The organism is Pseudomonas sp. P1.8 (assembly GCF_001269805.1).
Lineage (GTDB): Bacteria > Pseudomonadota > Gammaproteobacteria > Pseudomonadales > Pseudomonadaceae > Aquipseudomonas.
In genome coordinates this window covers 82071-99580 of sequence record NZ_LHVM01000018.1, presented here as the reverse complement: position 1 = coordinate 99580, position 17510 = coordinate 82071, and the positions used below count along the sequence as shown (strand labels likewise).

Genomic DNA, 17510 nt, shown 5'->3' with positions numbered 1-17510 from the left:
TCAATCAGTCAGGGACGACTTCAGGGGCTTCCCGGGGTGCGGGCGCCGTCAAGGAAGTAATCTTGATCAGCAGGCCCAGGTGGCCGTTGTCGAGGAAGTTGAGCTGGCCATTCTTGGTGTGGCTTTCCTGTTTCAGGCGTTCGCTGGCGGTGACCAGACCTTCGCTGTCGAACTGGTTGACCCAAAAATCGGCGTCTACATCGGTGAAGCGTCCAAGCGTCAGGTTCAGGGTGCCTTCAATCGGATATTGGCCGAATTGCTCCTTGCCGTCGCTGATCGCCACCTTGACCGCGGTCTCACCGAGCGTCTGCTGCCATGCCTTGTGCAACAGGACGCTGTATTCGTTGCTGGCAGTGAGCTTTTCCACTTCAGGATTCAGGCTCGGCGTACGTAAGCTGTCCTGGCTGACGGGCTGGGCACCCGCCGCCCAGTCTTCCGGCGCGGCGCGGACGACAATCGCCGGTACGGCGTTCTGACGCACCAGAATCATTTCAACTTGATACAGATCATCGGCAAATACCGATGGCGCGACCAACGCGATCAACAAGGTCAGTGAGCGAAACAGGCGCATGCGGCGTCCTTCAAGCAGTTTTCGGGATGAGGCGCTCGAGCAGCGCCTCTACAGTATTAAAGCGCTCTTCCGGACGCTCCATCGGAACCATGAACTTGAACATCGTGGCTCCTTCGAATTTGTAACGTTTTGGCTGGCTCTGGATCAGCTTGATCAGGGTCAGCGGGTCGACCGGTGTCTGCGCCGCGAACTCGATGCGCCCACCTTGCGGCCCGCCATCGACTTTCTTGATACCCAGTATCTCGGCCTGCAATTTCAGGGCAGTGATGCGCATCAGGTTCTTGGTCGGCTCCGGCAGCAGGCCGAAACGGTCGATCATCTCCACCTGCAAGTCCTTGAGGCCTTCCTCGTCGGTAGCCGAGGCGATGCGCTTGTAAAGAATCAGGCGGGTGTGAACGTCCGGCAGATAGTCTTCGGGAATGAGCGCAGGTACACGCAGGTTGACTTCCGGACCACCGCCCAGCGGTTGATCGAGGTTCGGCTGCTCGCCCTTGCGGATCGACTTCACGGCGCGCTCGAGCATTTCCATGTACAGGGTGAAACCGACCGCCTGGATCTGCCCGCTCTGACCGTCCCCGAGCAATTCGCCAGCGCCACGGATTTCGAGGTCGTTGGTAGCAAGCACGAAGCCCGCACCGAGGTCCTGGGTGTTGGCAATCGCTTCCAGGCGCTTTTCCGCGTCAGTGGTGATTTGCTGGCGCGGCGGTGTCAGCAAGTAGGCATACGCCTGGTGGTGACTGCGTCCGACGCGGCCGCGCAACTGGTGCAGCTGCGCCAGGCCGAACTTGTCGGCACGCTCGATGATGATGGTGTTGGCGCTCGGCACGTCGATGCCGGTCTCGATGATGGTCGAGGCAATCAGCACGTTGAAGCGCTTGTGGTAGAAGTCGCTCATCACCTGTTCGAGTTCGCGTTCGCGCATCTGCCCGTGGCCGATGCCGATCCGCGCTTCGGGCACGAGTTCGGCGAGGTCGGCGGCACATTTCTCGATGGTTTTCACATCGTTGTGCAGGTAGTAGACCTGGCCGCCACGCAGCAGCTCACGCAGCAGGGCCTCTTTGACCGTGCTTTTGTTCTGCTCCATGACGAAGGTGCGCACCGACAGGCGACGGGCCGGCGGCGTGGCGATGATCGAGAGATCGCGCATGCCTGAGACCGCCATGTTCAGCGTGCGCGGAATCGGCGTGGCGGTCAGGGTCAGGATGTCGACTTCGCTGCGCAGCGCCTTCAACTGTTCTTTCTGGCGCACGCCGAAGCGGTGTTCTTCGTCGATGATCACCAGGCCGAGGTTTTTGATCTTTACGTCGTCCTGCAACAGCTTGTGCGTACCGATGACGATGTCGATCTTGCCTTCTGCAAGGTCAGCGACCGCTGCGTTGACTTCCTTGGTCGACTTGAAGCGGCTCATCACTTCCACGGTCACCGGCCAGTCGGCGAAGCGGTCGCGGAAGCTGTTGTAATGCTGCTGGGCGAGCAGGGTGGTTGGCACCAGGATCGCCACCTGACGACCGCCATGCACGGCGATAAATGCGGCGCGCATGGCCACTTCGGTCTTGCCGAAACCTACGTCGCCGCACACCAGACGATCCATCGGTTTTGGCGCAAGCATGTCTTCGCGCACGGCGTCGATGGTGGTTTGCTGATCGGGCGTTTCTTCGAACGGGAAGCCGGCGCTGAAGGTGGCGTAGTCGGCTTTCGGGTCGGCGAAGGCGTAGCCTTCACGGGCGGCACGACGGGCATAGATGTCGAGCAGTTCTGCCGCCACGTCGCGCACCTGTTCGGCAGCCTTGCGCTTGGCTTTCTGCCAGGTCTCGGAGCCGAGGCGGTGTAGCGGGGCCAGGGCGTCGTCACTGCCGGTGTATCGGGCGATCAAATGCAGGTTGGCCACCGGCACGTAGAGCTTGGCGCCTTCGGCGTATTCCAGGGCGAGGAATTCCGCGGTCTGGCTGTCGATTTCCAGGGTCGCCAGGCCCAGGTATCGGCCGACGCCATGATCGATGTGTACCACCGGCGCGCCTTCGCGCAATTCGGTGAGGTTCTTGATGACCGCGTCGTTGTTGGCGTCGGCGCGTTTTTCGCGGCGACGGCGTTGCATCACGCGTTGACCGAACAGCGGGCTTTCGGCAACCAGTGCCAGGGCCGGTTCGTCCAGCAGCAAGCCTTCATCCAGTGGCGCGATGGTGATCGCCAGTCGATCCTTGCCCGCGACGAAGTCCGGCCAGCTGTCGACGGTTTTCGGTCGCAGCTTCAGGCGCTCCAGCAGTTCGAGCAGCACTTCGCGACGGCCCGCGGACTCGGCGGTAAACAGCACGCGTCCGGGGAACTCATCGAGGAAGTTCGCCAGTGCCGCCAACGGCTGGGTAGCCTTGGCTTCGATCGCAAGGTTGGGCAACTCTTGAGCGGGGAAGCGTTCGCGACCGGCGCCGCTTTCGACATCCTGTTGACTGGCGACCACGCGCGGCCAGTTCTTCAGGCGCGCGAAGCAGTCTTCCACCGGCAGGAACAACTCGGCGGGTGGCAATAAAGGACGGGATGGATCGACGCGGCGCTCTTCGTAGCGATTGCGTACATCGTTCCAGAAGTTTTCCGCGGCCTGCTCGATGCCTGGCAGCGAGAACACTTGGGTGTCCTGGGGCAGGTAATCGAACAGGGTCGAGGTTTCGTCGAAGAATAGCGGCAGGTAGTACTCGATACCGGCCGGGGTAATCCCGCTGCTCAAGTCCTGGAAAATCGGGCAGCGGCGGAAGTCGACGTCGAAGCGCTCACGGAACCGCGCCTTGAAGCGGGTGACCGCATCCTTTTGCAGCGGAAATTCCCGGGCCGGCAGCAGCTTGACCGAATCGACCTTGTCGATGGAGCGCTGATTTTCCGGGTCGAAGGTGCGCAGGGTTTCGATTTCGTCGTCGAACAGGTCGATGCGATAGGGCAGTTTACTGCCCATCGGGAACAGATCGATCAGCGAACCGCGTACGGTAAATTCGCCATGCTCGTACACGGTGTCGACGTAGCGGTAGCCGGTCGCTTCCAGGCGGGTGCGCATTTGTTCGACGTCGAGCTTCTGCCCGACGTCGAGCACCAGGCTGCTGCCGAGCAGGAACTTGGTTGGCGCCAGACGATGCAGGGCCGTAGTGATCGGCACGACCAGCACGCCATGCTCCAGCTCCGGCAGCCGGTACAAGCTGGCAATGCGCTGGGAAATGATGTCCTGGTGCGGCGAAAACAGGTCGTAGGGCAGGGTTTCCCAGTCGGGGAAATGCAGCACAGGCAAATCCGGAGCGAAGAAACTCAGCTCCTGTTCCAGCCGTTCAGCACTTTGGCTATCGGCGGTCAGCAGCAAGGTAAAGCGCTTGGCAGCGCTCGCAGCCTCGGCAATGGCCAGGCTGAGGGCGGCACCGGGCAGGTTGCCCCAGTGCTGTTTACCTGCCGCGGCAGGGAGAAGCGGTAGACGCAGAACGGGCACGGAAGGTTGAGCTCCAAGCGTTGCGACAAAGTCGGTAATTGTAGCGGTCAAGGGTGCCGCCTGTCAGTTGCAGACTGTGTCTATTACGCAGGTTTGGCGAAATGTAGTGGTAAAGACAAAAAACGCCGGTTTTTTACTGATAAACAACGGATATGTAGTGGTAAAACGAGCAGGTGTTACGGAGGGTTACGGATAAGGTAGCGTTGTCTCCAAAAAAATGACGGCGCTGCGAGCCCCGGTTTTATTGGGCTCCAGCGGGGCGTGATTTTTTTGAAGGCGAATTTGTTACCGGTTGCACGACAGGCGCGCATTGCTACACGCGTCACAGGGCGGCATAATGTAGCCCCTTTTTTCTGCCCCTACATGTGGAAGGTTCCCGTGACTCAGAAGCCCGACCAGTGTCTTGGTGAATGGATCGACCGTGAAGCACTCGCAGAAGCGATGATTCCGCTTATCGGTCAGCTCTACCGCAATAACAACGTGGTGAGCTCGATCTATGGCCGCAGCCTGATCAATCGTTCAGTCATTGCGATTCTCAAAGCTCACCGCTTTGCTCGTCACCGTCAGTCCGACGAAAGCGAGCTGTCCGTCCACGAAACATTCCCGCTGATCAAGGCGATGAGCGAACTCAAGCTCGGCGCCGCTTCGGTGGATCTGGGCAAGCTGGCGGCCAAGTTCAAGGCCGAAGGCAATGGCCGTACTGCCGAGCAGTTCGTCCGTGAAGAACTGGCTGACGTGGTTGGTCAGCAGAACGCTTCCGCCCGCAAAGGCACCGACGTTGTCCTGTACGGCTTCGGTCGTATCGGCCGTCTGCTGGCGCGCATCCTGATCGAGAAAACCGGTGGTGGCGACGGCCTGCGTCTGCGCGCCATCGTGGTCCGCAAGGGCGCCGAGAACGATCTGGTCAAGCGTGCCAGCCTTCTGCGTCGCGACTCGGTCCATGGTCCGTTCGATGGCACCATCACCATTGATGAAGCCAACAACACCATCACCGCCAACGGCAACCTGATCCAGGTGATCTACGCCAAGAGCCCGGCCGAAGTCGACTATACCCAGTACGGCATCGAAAACGCTCTGATCGTCGACAACACCGGTGTATGGCGTGACGCCGATGGCCTGGGCCAGCACCTGGCCTGCCCGGGCGCTGCCCGCGTGATCCTCACCGCACCTGGCAAGGGCGCGCTGAAGAACATCGTGCATGGTATCAACCACGGCGAAATCACCCCTGACGACAAGATCATCTCGGCGGCTTCCTGCACCACCAACGCCATCGTGCCGGTGCTCAAGGCAGTCAACGACAAGTTTGGCATCGTCAACGGCCACGTTGAAACCGTTCACTCGTTCACCAACGACCAGAACCTGATCGACAACTTCCACAAGGGCAGCCGTCGTGGCCGCGCCGCGCCGTTGAACATGGTGATCACCGAGACCGGTGCCGCCACCGCAGCCGCCAAGGCGCTGCCAGTGCTCAAGGGCAAGCTGACCGGCAACGCGATCCGCGTTCCTACGCCAAACGTGTCGATGGCTATCCTGAACCTGAACCTGGAAAAGGCCACCACTCGCGAAGAGATCAACGAGTACCTGCGCCAGATGGCCATGCACTCGGATCTGCATAAGCAGATCGATTACGTGAGCTCCCAGGAAGTGGTTTCCACCGACTTCGTTGGCTCGCGCCACGCAGGCGTTGTGGACGCGGAAGCGACCATTACCCAGGATAACCGCGTTGTTCTGTACGTCTGGTACGACAACGAGTTCGGTTACAGCTGCCAGGTGGTTCGCGTGATGGAAGACATGGCCGGTGTAAACCCGCCAGCTTTCCCGCGCTAAGCCTTAGCTGCACATGAAAACGCCCCGACCTTGGTCGGGGCGTTTTTGTTTGTGCGGATTGTTGGTTATGGCGGTGATTCGTGATTACAGCCTGATCCTCTGTAGGAGCGAGCATGCTCGCGAAGGAAGCGAACGATTACGCGGGGCGCCTGGATAGACTCGGTGCCCTTGCGTCCATCGCGCGCATGCTCGCTCCTGCAGTTCTATCGCATAATAGTTGGCCTTGACGTTGTGTCAGGGTAGAACGCCATTGGAGACGGATTTGTCGAGTGGGTGCAAGTGTCCTTTTCTGGTGCTATTTGTTGCCCTGTCCGGGTGTGGCTCCGGCGACTCCATGGAAAGCTTCAGCGGCCCGACCATGGGCAGCAGTTATTCGATCAAGTATGTCCTCCGTGCCGATCTTCCCGCTCCAGACCAGGTTCGGGGGCAAGTCGAAAAAATCCTCGCTGACGTCGATCAGCAAATGTCGACCTACCGCAGTGATTCGGACGTTGAGCGCTTCAACGCGTTACCTGCCAATCGTTGTCAGACCATGCCTGCGCCGATCCTCGAATTGGTGCGCGTTGGCGAACAGTTGTCTGCGCAAAGCGAAGGCTCTTTCGATTTGACTGTCGAGCCGCTGCTCAATCTGTGGGGCTTCGGTCCGCAGGCGCGTGAGGAAAAAGTGCCGACGGCCGAAGCGCTTGCCGAGGTGCGCCAGCGTGTCGGCTACACCCACCTGCGCATTCAGGGTGATCAACTCTGCAAGGACGCCGCCGTCGAGGTTGATTTCAACAGTATCGCTGCCGGGTACGCCGTTGACACGATTGCTGCAAGGCTTGAGGGGCGAGGCATCCACGACTACCTCGTCGAAGTCACCGGCGAACTCAAGGCCGCTGGCAACAAGCCCGATGGCTCGCCATGGCGCATTGCCCTGGAAGAACCTCGGGATGACCGACAGGTGGCTGAGCGCATCATCGCTGTCGATGGATACGGTGTTTCCACCTCCGGCGACTACCGCAATTATTTCGAGCAGGACGGCCAGCGCTTTTCCCACACCTTCGATGCCCGCGCCGGTGCACCGGTCTCACACAGTTTGGCGTCAGTGACGGTGATTCATCCTTCAGCCTTGATGGCCGATGGCCTGTCGACGCTGTTGCTGATTCTCGGTCCTGAGCGCGGTTTGGACTACGCCGAAAAACACGATATCGGCGCATTTTTTGTGATTCGTGCCGATACAGGTTTCGTCACACGCAGCAGTCACGCTTTCGAACGCCTCAGTGGCGAAAAAACCGAGTGATTTCGGCAATTTGAGCATTGAAAACTGGCGTTGTAGTGCAGGCAAAAGTAGCCTACGACGCGACCAAGGGTTAATGTGCGCGGCGTTGACGCTTCTATAGACTGTGTCCGGGTTCTGCACTGGCCCCAAATTGTTCCTTCACGCCACAGATCGGCGTGATTTAGCCGCAGGTGCCGAGGGTGCCGCGGCCTGTTCTGAGGAGTACGCATGGCTGTCTACAACTACGACGTGGTGGTGTTGGGTTCCGGCCCGGCGGGGGAAGGTGCGGCAATGAATGCCGCCAAGGCAGGGCGCAAGGTGGCGATGGTCGATAGCCGTCGCCAGGTCGGCGGCAACTGCACTCACTTGGGCACCATCCCATCCAAGGCACTGCGTCACTCGGTGCGGCAGATCATGCAGTTCAACACCAACCCGATGTTCCGGGCCATTGGTGAGCCGCGTTGGTTTTCGTTCCCGGACGTATTGAAAAGCGCCGAGAAAGTCATCTCCAAACAAGTCGCCTCGCGCACCGGTTACTACGCCCGTAATCGCGTCGACGTGTTCTTCGGCACCGGCAGCTTTGCCGACGAGCAAACCATCGAAGTGGTCTGCGCCAACGGCGTGGTCGAAAAACTGGTGGCCAAGCACATCATCATTGCTACAGGTTCGCGTCCCTATCGCCCGGCGGACATCGATTTCCACCACCCGCGTATCTACGATAGCGATACCATCCTCAGCCTCGGCCACACCCCGCGCAAACTCATCGTTTACGGCGCCGGCGTGATCGGATGCGAATACGCTTCGATCTTCAGCGGTCTGGGCGTGCTGGTTGAGCTGGTGGATAACCGCGGTCAGTTGCTGAGCTTCCTCGACTCGGAAATTTCCCAGGCGTTGAGCTACCACTTCAGCAACAACAACATCACGGTTCGACACAACGAAGACTACGACCGCGTCGAAGGCGTGGACAACGGCGTGATCCTGCACCTCAAGTCCGGCAAGAAGATCAAGGCCGACGCCTTGCTCTGGTGCAACGGCCGTACCGGTAACACCGATCAACTGGGCCTGGAAAACATTGGCGTGAAGGTCAATGGCCGTGGCCAGATCGAAGTCGATGAAAACTACCGCACCGGCATCCAGAATATTTATGGCGCTGGCGACGTAATCGGTTGGCCAAGCCTGGCCAGTGCTGCTCACGACCAAGGTCGTTCGGCCGCTGGCAGTATCGTCGACAACGGCAGCTGGCGCTTCGTGAATGACGTGCCGACCGGCATCTACACCATTCCGGAGATCAGCTCGATCGGCAAGAACGAGCAGGAGCTGACTCAGGCCAAAGTGCCGTACGAAGTGGGCAAGGCGTTCTTCAAGAGCATGGCACGTGCGCAGATCGCCGGCGAGCCGCAAGGCATGCTGAAGATCCTGTTCCACCGTGAAACCCTGGAAGTGCTTGGCGTTCACTGCTTTGGTTATCAGGCGTCGGAGATCGTGCACATCGGTCAGGCGATCATGAACCAGCCGGGCGAACTGAACACGTTGAAGTATTTCGTCAACACCACGTTCAACTACCCGACCATGGCAGAAGCCTATCGGGTAGCGGCATACGACGGCCTCAACCGGCTTTTTTGACGGGCTCCGGCCGGTGGCCTGAGCCGGCCGGGGAGACCGATTTCAGCAATTCTCGAGCGTGGCGGTGGCCAAACCGGGAAAGTCTGTAATCAGGCTGTCAACGCCGAAGTCGGCGAGTCTGCGCATCAGCGCAGGCTCGTTGACTGTCCACACTGACACATGCAGCCCCTGACGCTGCGCCTTTTGCAGGCGTTCCGGCGTGCACAGGGTCCAGTTCAGCGCCAGAATCTCACAGCCATAGCTTTGCGCGACTTTCAGCGGGTCGAGCCAGGCATACTCGGCCACCAGCCCGCGGGATACGTCCGGCACCAGGTCCAGCGCGGCTTTCAGCACTTCGCGCGAGCTCGACGTGATCGTCACCTTGTCGAGTAACCCATGACGTTGCGCCATTTCACGAATCGCCAGGACCGTCGTCGCGGCGCGGGTGCGCGAAGCGCTTTTGACTTCCAGTTGCCAGTGCTCGAAATCGCATTGCTCGAACAACTGTTCCAGGGTTGGAATCGGGCATGGCTTGATCCAGCCCGGACCCCCCTTGCGCGCATCGTAAGTCACCAGGTCCGCCGCCGAGTGTTCGACGACCTTGCCGCGACGCTCGGTGGTGCGCTTGAGCGTCGGGTCATGGATGACCATCAGCTCGCCGTCCAGGGACAAATGCAGGTCCAGCTCGCAACGGCGTACGCCGTGCTTCAGACATTGCTGAAAGCTGGTCAGGGTGTTTTCCGGTGCTTCGCCCTTGGCGCCGCGATGGCCGTAGATGAGGGTCACGGTTCTTCCTTAAGTTAAATGCCTGAGTCGAGTTGTTCGCGGGCCAGACGTCGTTCCTGTGCCTGCTTCTGAAAGATGTGGCGGGCGAGGAGTTGTCGTTGGGCGTCGGTCAGGTGTTCGAACTCGGTGCCGACGTCATAACCATCGCCCCTGCGGTCGCAATGGGTGACCCGTGCGCGCAGCAGCAGGCCCAAGGCTTGCGGCATCAACACCAGCTTGACCGACAGACGTGATTCTGCAGCAATGGGTGTTGGATGCTGAAAATCGAGGCCACCTTCGGAGATGATCACCGGTTGCGGCTCGCCAATCTGTCCGAGTGCGGTGATGGCGATCACCTGGCTCAACAGATCGATGCGTTTGTTCTGGGATTTGAGGAGCGCCGCGAGGTTCCGGTCGCGTTCGCTGATCTGACGCAACAGGTGCTGGGACTCGAATTCGCTCAGGTGCAATTCGCTGAGCAGATTGAAGAGCGGAGAAGCATCCTGCAACACTTCCTGGCCTGTGGCTTCGGTAGCGGACAGGGGCCGAATTTCCAGTGCGATCATGTCCTCGATACGGTAGTATTCGCGGCGATCTTCTTCATCTAATGTCGACATGGCGAACCCATGGTAGCGGCGGTGGTCTGAGTGTAAAGCTGGTTGTCGACCCCCGCCACAAGGACGTTCCTTTTCCCTCCGAACAAGCCCCGACATGTTCAGACCTCTCTTCGTATTTATCGGCACGCGTTACACCCGTGCAAAGCGTCGCAATCATTTTGTGTCATTCATTTCCCTGACTTCGATGATCGGGCTCGCCCTTGGCGTGGTCGTGATGATTGTCGTGCTGTCGGTCATGAACGGCTTCGATCATGAGATGCGCACCCGCGTGCTGGGCATGGTGCCCCATGCGACCATCGAATCCGGCGAAGCCATCAGCGATTGGCAAGGGCTGGCGACGAAGGTCAAGCAGAACCCGCAGGTGACGGCCGTGGCGCCGTTTACGCAAATGCAGGGTTTGCTGACCAACAACGGCAAAGTCTCCAAAGTCCTGCTCAATGCCATCGACCCTGCGCTCGAGCGCCAGGTGTCGATCATTGATAACTTCATGCAGCAGGGCAAACTCGACGATCTGGTGCCCGGCGAATTCGGCATCGTCATCGGCGACAAGGCGGCGGCGAAACTCGGTGCGGCGGTCGGTGACAAGCTGACCTTCGTGGCACCGGAAGTCACTGTGACCCCGGCCGGGATGTTCCCGCGCATGAAGCGCTTCACCGTGGTCGGCATCTTCCACGTCGGCGCGGGTGAACTGGATGGCTACCTGGGTATCACCAATCTGCAGGATCTGGCGCGTCTGCATCGCTGGAAGCCTGATCAGGTCCAGGGTCTGCGCCTGAAGTTCGATGACTTGTTTCAGGCACCGCGTACTGCGTGGAGCATCGCCCGCGACCTCGGCGAAGACCGTTACTACGCCCGCGACTGGACCCGTACCCACGGCAACCTGTATCAGGCGATCCGCATGGAAAAAGCGATGATCGGCCTGTTGCTGCTGCTGATTGTCGCGGTCGCTGCGTTCAACATCATCTCCACCCTGGTGATGGTGGTGAACGACAAGAAGGGCGACATCGCGATCCTGCGCACACTGGGCGCCACGCCGGGCACGATCATGCGCACGTTCATGGTGCAAGGCACGGTCATCGGTGTGGTCGGCACGGCGATCGGCGCCGTGGTCGGAATCTTCGCCGCGTTGAACGTCAGTGCCGCGATCTCGGCCCTCGAAGGCTTGATCGGGCACAAGTTCCTCAACGCCGACGTGTACTTCATTGATTACCTGCCGTCGCAAGTGCAAAGCCAGGACGTTGTCATGGTCTGTTCTGCGGCGTTGGTCCTGAGTTTCCTCGCCACCCTGTATCCAGCCTGGCGTGCTGCGCGCACCCAGCCTGCGGAGGCGCTACGTTATGAGTGAGTCGGGCATGACTGATAAAGCAATCTTGAGCTGCCGCAACCTGGGCAAATCCTACGAGGAAGGTCCTGAGTCGGTAGAGGTTCTGGCCGGTTTGCAGCTGGAGTTGCACCCTGGCGAGCGTGTAGCGATTGTCGGCAAATCCGGTTCGGGCAAAAGTACCCTGCTCAATTTGCTCGGCGGACTCGACACGCCAACCAAGGGCAGCGTCTGGCTCGACGGTGAAGAACTGTCGGCCCTGAGCGAAAAGAAGCGCGGTCTGCTGCGTAATCGGGCACTCGGCTTCGTTTATCAGTTCCACCACTTGCTGCCCGAGTTCACCGCGCTGGAAAATGTCTGCATGCCGCTGCTGATCGGCAAGACTGCGATTCCCGAGGCGCGCAAGCGTGCCACGGCGTTGCTGGAGCGGGTAGGGTTGGGCCATCGTCTGGAACACAAACCGGCCGAATTGTCGGGCGGCGAACGTCAGCGCGTAGCGATCGCTCGCGCACTGGTGAACAATCCAGGCCTGGTGATGCTCGACGAGCCCACCGGCAACCTCGACTCCCACACCGCCCAAGGCATTCAGGACTTGATGCTGGAACTCAGCACCTCGATGCGCACGGCGTTCCTGGTGGTGACCCACGACATGAACCTGGCTCGCCAGATGGACCGCGTCCTGCAATTGCAGGAAGGTTGCCTCACGACCATCTGATTGGCTGAAACCCGACGGGGCTGAAAAGCGCCTCGGGTCTTTTATTTTTATACGGTGCCCCAGCGAATGTTCAGACCGTTATCGATCTTTATCGGCACGCGCTATACCCGCGCCAAGCGCCGCAATCGCTTTGTTTCCTTCATCTCGATGACCTCGATGATCGGCCTCGCCCTGGGCGTGCTGGCGATGATCGTGGTGTTGTCGGTGATGAACGGCTTCCAGCGCGAAATGAGCTCGCGCATTCTCGGTATGGTGCCGCACGCTACCATAGTCGGCGTCAACCCGATTGATGACTGGAAGCCCGTGGCGGCGGCCGCGATGAAAAACCCGGAAGTGACGGCGGCGGTGCCGTTCACCGAGATGGAAGGCATGCTGTCCTACAAGGGCACGATGCAGCCGATTCAGGTCAGCGGTGTCGATCCGGCGCTGGAGGGGCAGGTATCGATTGTGGCCAAGCACATCGTTCAGGGGCGTCTTGACGCCCTCAAGCCTGGCGAGTTCGGCGTGGTTATCGGCGAAATCACGGCGCGCCGCTTTCGTTTGAATGTCGGCGACAAAATTACCCTGATCGTTCCGGAAATCAGCACCGCACCGGGCGGGATTACTCCGCGCATGCAGCGGCTTAATGTGGTCGGTGTGTTCAAGGTTGGCGCCGAGCTTGACGGTTCGATGGCGTTGATCCACGTTGCCGACGCCGCACAGATGCAGCACTGGGAACCGAATCAGGTGCAGAGCGTGCGTTTGGCGGTGAAGGATCTGTACGCCGCGCCGCAAGTATCCAGCGATATCGCCACAGGTTTGGGTGCAGCCTACAAGGCGGATGACTGGACCCACACCCAGGGCAGCCTGTTTAGCGCAATGAAGATGGAGAAGACCATGATCGGCCTGCTGTTGCTGATGATCGTCGCTGTAGCGGCGTTCAACATCATTGCGACCTTGATCATGGTGGTAAACGACAAGGGCGCGGACATTGCGATCCTGCGCACCATCGGCGCCACACCGCGGCAGATCATGGCGATCTTCATGGTGCAGGGCACGGTGATTGGCATCGTCGGCACTTTGATTGGCGGTGTGTTGGGCGTGATTGCCGCGCTTAACGTCAGTCAGATTGTGGGCTGGATCGAACGGGTCAGCGGGCAGCACATCTTCAGTTCCGATGTGTATTTCGTCAGCAACCTGCCGTCTGAGTTGCAGGGGGCGGATGTGGCGTTGATCTGCTCGGCGGGCTTCATTCTGAGCTTTTTGGCGACTGTTTACCCGGCTTGGCGTGCGGCGAAGATCGAGCCGGCTCACGCGCTCAGATACTCGTAAGCCTGTCGACCGCAATCGCTAGCCTGCTAGCGATGAGGCCGGAACGGTTGGCGTCAATCGCTCTTGGGTAACTCAATCACAAACCGCGTCCAGCCCCGATTCGATTCACAACGAATCTGCCCATCATGGGCGCGGATGATGGACTGCGTAATCGCCAGCCCCAATCCCGCATGTTCACTGCTGCCTTCACGGCGCGCCGGGTCAGCCCGGTAAAAACGGTCAAACAGGCGCGGCAATAGATCATCGGAAATCGGTTGGCCGGTATTTTCAACGCTCAGGCGCAATCTTTTTGGATGATCGACGATTCGCACCCAAACCTCGCCATTGACCGGCGTAAACCGCAGCGCATTGTCCAGCAAGTTCGAAAGCGCCCGCCGCAACATGCTGCGATCACCCTCGATCTGTGCATCACCCTCACGGCTCAGTCTCACCTGTGCGTCTTCAGCCAGCGGCGCAAAAAACTCCAGGAGCAGGTCCGTTTCCTGTGCCAGATCCAGCGTTTCACGCTTGGGCATCAACAATCCGTGATCAGACTTCGCCAGGTACAGCATGTCGTTGACCAGTTGCGCCATCCATTGCAGTTCTTCGAGGTTGCTGTGTAACGCTTCGCGGTAATCCTCAAGGGCGCGTGGGCGGGTGAGGGTGACCTGGGTGTGGGTCAGCAGGTTCGACAGGGGCGTGCGCAGTTCATGGGCGATGTCGGCGGAAAACGCCGACATCCGCTGAAATGAGTCGTCGAGACGTCCAAGCATGGCGTTGAAGTGCTGGGCCATTTCCGCGAGTTCCGGCGGCATGTTTTCCTCCGGCAGGCGTGCATCGAGCGATTGCGCAGACACGCCCTTGGCGACTGCACTCATGCGCCGTAACGGACGCAAGCCGCTGCGGGCTGCCCAGGCACCCAATAGGGCGGTAGCGAGTGCGGATAAACCCACCGTCAACCAGATCAGATGCTGCATGCGTTGCAGGAAATGCTGGTGATGGGTGATGTCCAGCAACAGGGTCAGTTGCGGCGAATCCGGCTTGTCGGGAAACAAGGGCGCATTGAGCACACGGTAATCGGTGCCGTCGTATTTGATAGTCGAAAGACCGGACGGTTGAGAGAGCTTGTCTGGCAGGTTCGGTGAGCTGTCAAACCAGCGTTGGCCATCGCTGCCGGTAAGGCGCAGCGACAGGTCGGCCTGCCGGATCAACTCATCGGCCAGCTTGATTTCACGGTCATTCGATTGAAAGTCCCGCAGTGTACGGCGCAAATCAATCACCTTGCCATTGAGCAATTGCTGATCCAGCTCGACAAAGTGCGCCTCGCTGGCGCGGCTGAACAGCACGCCGGCAAACAACGACACCACGGCGGTGCACGCCGCAAACAGCAGCGCCAGACGGCTGCTCAAGGACAGTCGGCGCATCAGGTGGTGCGCTCTTCGAGGACGTAGCCCATGCCGCGCACGGTATGGATCAGTTTGTTGGGGAACTCATCATCGATCTTCAGGCGCAGGCGGCGTATCGCGACTTCGATGACATTGGTGTCGCTGTCGAAATTCATGTCCCAGACCTGGGAGGCGATCAGCGATTTCGGCAGGACTTCACCTTGGCGGCGCAGGAACATTTCCAGCAGGGCGAACTCCTTGGCGGTCAGGTCGATACGTTGTCCGCTGCGTTCAACCCGGCGGCGAATCAGGTCCAGGCGCAGATCGGCCAGTTGCAAGCTGGTTTCCGGTGGCGTCGTGCAGCCCCGACGCAACAGGCTGCGAACCCGGGCCAATAGCTCGGAAAACGCGAACGGTTTGACCAGATAGTCATCGGCGCCCAGTTCGAGACCATGAACCCTGTCTTCTACGGCGTCGCGGGCGGTCAGAAAAAGTACCGGGGTATCCAGGCCGGCGCTGCGCACCGCCTGTAAAATCTGCCAGCCATCGCGGCCAGGCAGCATGACGTCGAGAATCAACAGGGCATATTCACCGCTGAGTGCCAATTGCTGGCCGGTGTTGCCGTCGGCCACCAGTTCCGTATTGAACCCGGCCTCGGCCAGGCCTTGGCGCAGGTAATGGCCGGTTTTCGGTTGGTCTTCGACGATCAGCAGTTTCATGGGCGACTCAGGGCAAGTGGAACGAACGCTTTATACCGTGGGCAGCGCTCATACAGGCCAACCTGACAAAGTTGTAATCTGGCTGTCAGGTTACGGGCAGTGTCAGCAGTTTAGAGTTTTTCGCACGCTGAGCCTTATCTTGTTGGAGCATGACCATGTTTTTACGCCAATCACTGGTATCTATCGCCTGTTTACTGGCACTGAGTTCGACGGCATGGGCAGGCCCGGCGCACACTTTCGACTTTGGCCGGCCGGCACCCACAGCCAAAGCAACCCGCAGCGTCGAAGTGATCATGGGCGACATGTCCTTCACCCCCAAGACCATCGATATCAAGGCCGGCGAAACCGTACGCTTCGTGCTGGTGAATAAAGGTCAATTGCTGCACGAGTTCAATCTGGGTGACGCAGCGATGCATGCCCGGCATCAGCAGGACATGTTGCAGATGCAGCAAAGTGGCATGCTCACGCCTGCAGGCGTGAAGGAAATGGACCACGGCAACATGGCCGGCATGGATCATGGTTCGATGGGGCACGGCATGAAGCACGACGACCCGAACAGCGCGTTGGTGGAACCGGGCAAAACTGCCGAACTGACCTGGACCTTCAGCCAGGCTACCAATCTGGAATTTGCCTGCAATATTCCCGGTCATTACCAGGCCGGCATGGTTGGCAAATTGACTGTCAGTCAGTAAGCACTCAAAGGCGGGCGCAAAGGCTGATAGAATCCGCTGATTCTTCAGTCAGGTTTCCGCCATGCATCCCGCAGCCGAACACTCGCCGCTGGGCAAATCCAGCGAATACATCGCCACCTACACGCCGTCCCTGCTGTTCCCGATTCCGCGCACCGCGAAGTGGGCGGAGCTGGGCCTGACGGCTGAAACCCTGCCGTACAAGGGCGTGGATTTCTGGAACTGCTTCGAGCTGTCGTGGCTGTTGCCGTCGGGTAAGCCCGTGGTCGCGATCGGCGAGTTCAGCATTGCGGCGGATTCGCCGAACATCATCGAATCGAAGTCGTTCAAGTTGTACCTCAACTCCCTGAACCAGACGCCGTTCGACGATACGGCGAGCCTTGAGGCGACGCTGGCCAAAGACCTGTCGGCCGCTGCTGGCAAGCCGGTTGGCGTGCGCATTCGCAGTTTGAAGGATGTCGAGGCCGAAGGCGTCGTGGCATTGCCTGGCGTGTGCATCGATGACCTGGATATCAGCGTCAGCAATTACGAGCACCCGCGTCCGGAGCTGTTGCGTTGCGACGATTCGCGCATTGTCGAAGAGAGCGTGCACAGCCATTTGCTCAAGTCCAACTGCCCGGTCACCAGCCAGCCGGACTGGGGCAGCGTGGCCGTGGAGTACCGTGGTTCGGCGCTGGATCATGCGAGTTTGCTGGAGTACATCGTCAGCTTCCGCCAGCACTCGGACTTCCATGAGCAGTGTGTGGAGCGGATTTTCCTGGACCTTCAGCGGTTGTTGAAACCGGAGACGTTGACGGTGTATGCGCGCTATGTGCGTCGTGGCGGGCTGGATATCAATCCGTATCGCAGCACTGAAGAGGTGCAACTGCCGAACCATCGTCTGGTCCGTCAGTAAAAACAAAAGATCGCAGCCTTCGGCAGCTCCTACGATTCAAGGTGTAGGTGCTGCCGAAGGCTGCGATCTTTTTTGCGTCTGGCGGGCTCAGATCCCCATGCTGACTAAGGCTTGCCCGATGTTGCGCAGTGTCCCGGCAAGGGTCGGGTGTTCGAGTTCGAAGCGTTCGACGGCAAGGTTGACGTTGTCGGCGAGGTTTGTGTCCTTGGTTTTGGTTTCGAGCTCAAGTTCAAGTTCGATCTGTTGCATCAGTTCGTGCAGGTTGTCGCGCTCGGATTCGGACAGAGGCGGATTCTGTTCCAATTGCTCGCGCAGGGCATTGAGCTGTTCTTGCAGTTCGCGGGCAGGCATGGCGTTCTTCCTTCTCTCGATTGGCACTGGCATAGACCGCAGCGG

The 17510-nt window shown here is 59.6% G+C and carries 15 protein-coding genes; 8 read left to right on the top strand and 7 right to left on the bottom strand.

The features are described from left to right. Positions 1-4: 4 nt before the first annotated feature. Together AD668_RS20385 and mfd are read right to left on the bottom strand one after the other, a co-directional pair. A complete protein-coding gene (locus tag AD668_RS20385) occupies positions 5-571 on the bottom strand; it encodes a CsiV family protein (RefSeq protein WP_053161586.1) in 567 nt (188 codons plus the stop codon). A 10-nt stretch (positions 572-581) separates the two neighbouring features. Then, positions 582-4031 carry a transcription-repair coupling factor gene (mfd, locus tag AD668_RS20380; RefSeq protein WP_053161585.1) on the bottom strand — a complete coding sequence of 1150 codons (3450 nt, stop codon included), beginning with the start codon at positions 4029-4031 and terminating at the stop codon, positions 582-584. 363 nt (positions 4032-4394) lie between these two features. Between mfd and AD668_RS20375 the strand changes: the two genes are divergently transcribed. The 3 genes from AD668_RS20375 to sthA all read left to right on the top strand — a co-directional run bounded on the left by AD668_RS20375 (position 4395) and on the right by sthA (position 8739). Further along, positions 4395-5858: a glyceraldehyde-3-phosphate dehydrogenase gene (locus tag AD668_RS20375; protein ID WP_053161584.1), complete on the top strand. Its 1464-nt coding sequence runs from the start codon at positions 4395-4397 to the stop codon at positions 5856-5858. Between the two features lie 334 nt (positions 5859-6192). After that, on the top strand, positions 6193-7137 hold the full coding sequence (locus tag AD668_RS20370; RefSeq protein ID WP_082344536.1) for an FAD:protein FMN transferase: 945 nt from the start codon (positions 6193-6195) through the stop codon (positions 7135-7137). A gap of 207 nt (positions 7138-7344) precedes the next feature. Then, positions 7345-8739 (top strand): Si-specific NAD(P)(+) transhydrogenase, encoded by a 1395-nt coding sequence (gene sthA / locus AD668_RS20365; protein WP_053161582.1) that lies wholly within the window; start codon positions 7345-7347, stop codon positions 8737-8739. A gap of 42 nt (positions 8740-8781) precedes the next feature. Here sthA and AD668_RS20360 read toward each other — a convergent pair whose 3' ends face one another. Beyond that, positions 8782-9504, bottom strand: a complete 723-nt coding sequence (locus tag AD668_RS20360; protein ID WP_053161581.1) for a glycerophosphodiester phosphodiesterase — start codon at positions 9502-9504, stop codon at positions 8782-8784. A gap of 14 nt (positions 9505-9518) precedes the next feature. Beyond that, positions 9519-10100 (bottom strand): PilZ domain-containing protein, encoded by a 582-nt coding sequence (locus tag AD668_RS20355; RefSeq protein ID WP_053161580.1) that lies wholly within the window; start codon positions 10098-10100, stop codon positions 9519-9521. A 94-nt stretch (positions 10101-10194) separates the two neighbouring features. On the opposite strand from AD668_RS20355, the gene AD668_RS20350 reads away from it, so the two are divergent. The 3 genes from AD668_RS20350 (at position 10195) to AD668_RS20340 (ending at position 13447) form a co-directional block, all read left to right on the top strand. Continuing rightward, positions 10195-11445: a lipoprotein-releasing ABC transporter permease subunit gene (locus AD668_RS20350; RefSeq protein ID WP_053161579.1), complete on the top strand. Its 1251-nt coding sequence runs from the start codon at positions 10195-10197 to the stop codon at positions 11443-11445. A 7-nt stretch (positions 11446-11452) separates the two neighbouring features. Next, positions 11453-12136, top strand: coding sequence for a lipoprotein-releasing ABC transporter ATP-binding protein LolD (gene lolD, locus AD668_RS20345; RefSeq protein ID WP_172681847.1), 684 nt, complete (start codon positions 11453-11455; stop codon positions 12134-12136). Positions 12137-12202: 66 nt separating this feature from the next. After that, positions 12203-13447, top strand: coding sequence for a lipoprotein-releasing ABC transporter permease subunit (locus AD668_RS20340; RefSeq protein WP_053161577.1), 1245 nt, complete (start codon positions 12203-12205; stop codon positions 13445-13447). A gap of 53 nt (positions 13448-13500) precedes the next feature. Here the strand turns inward: AD668_RS20340 and AD668_RS20335 are convergent, their stop codons facing one another. Next, positions 13501-14850, bottom strand: coding sequence for a heavy metal sensor histidine kinase (locus AD668_RS20335; RefSeq protein ID WP_053161576.1), 1350 nt, complete (start codon positions 14848-14850; stop codon positions 13501-13503). Further along, positions 14850-15530, bottom strand: coding sequence for a heavy metal response regulator transcription factor (locus AD668_RS20330; RefSeq protein ID WP_053161575.1), 681 nt, complete (start codon positions 15528-15530; stop codon positions 14850-14852). Before AD668_RS20330 ends, AD668_RS20335 begins: the two co-directional genes overlap by 1 nt. Before the next feature lie 155 nt (positions 15531-15685). Here AD668_RS20330 and AD668_RS20325 point away from each other — a divergent pair, with 155 nt between their 5' ends. Both AD668_RS20325 and queF read left to right on the top strand, forming a co-directional pair. Next, on the top strand, positions 15686-16222 hold the full coding sequence (locus tag AD668_RS20325) for a plastocyanin/azurin family copper-binding protein (RefSeq protein WP_053161574.1): 537 nt from the start codon (positions 15686-15688) through the stop codon (positions 16220-16222). Between the two features lie 61 nt (positions 16223-16283). Beyond that, entirely contained in the window at positions 16284-17114 is an 831-nt protein-coding gene (queF, locus tag AD668_RS20320; RefSeq protein WP_053161573.1) for an NADPH-dependent 7-cyano-7-deazaguanine reductase QueF, read from the top strand. 87 nt (positions 17115-17201) lie between these two features. On the opposite strand, the gene AD668_RS20315 is transcribed toward queF, so the two are convergent. Next, positions 17202-17465 (bottom strand): DUF4404 family protein, encoded by a 264-nt coding sequence (locus tag AD668_RS20315; RefSeq protein ID WP_053161572.1) that lies wholly within the window; start codon positions 17463-17465, stop codon positions 17202-17204. Positions 17466-17510: the final 45 nt, after the last annotated feature.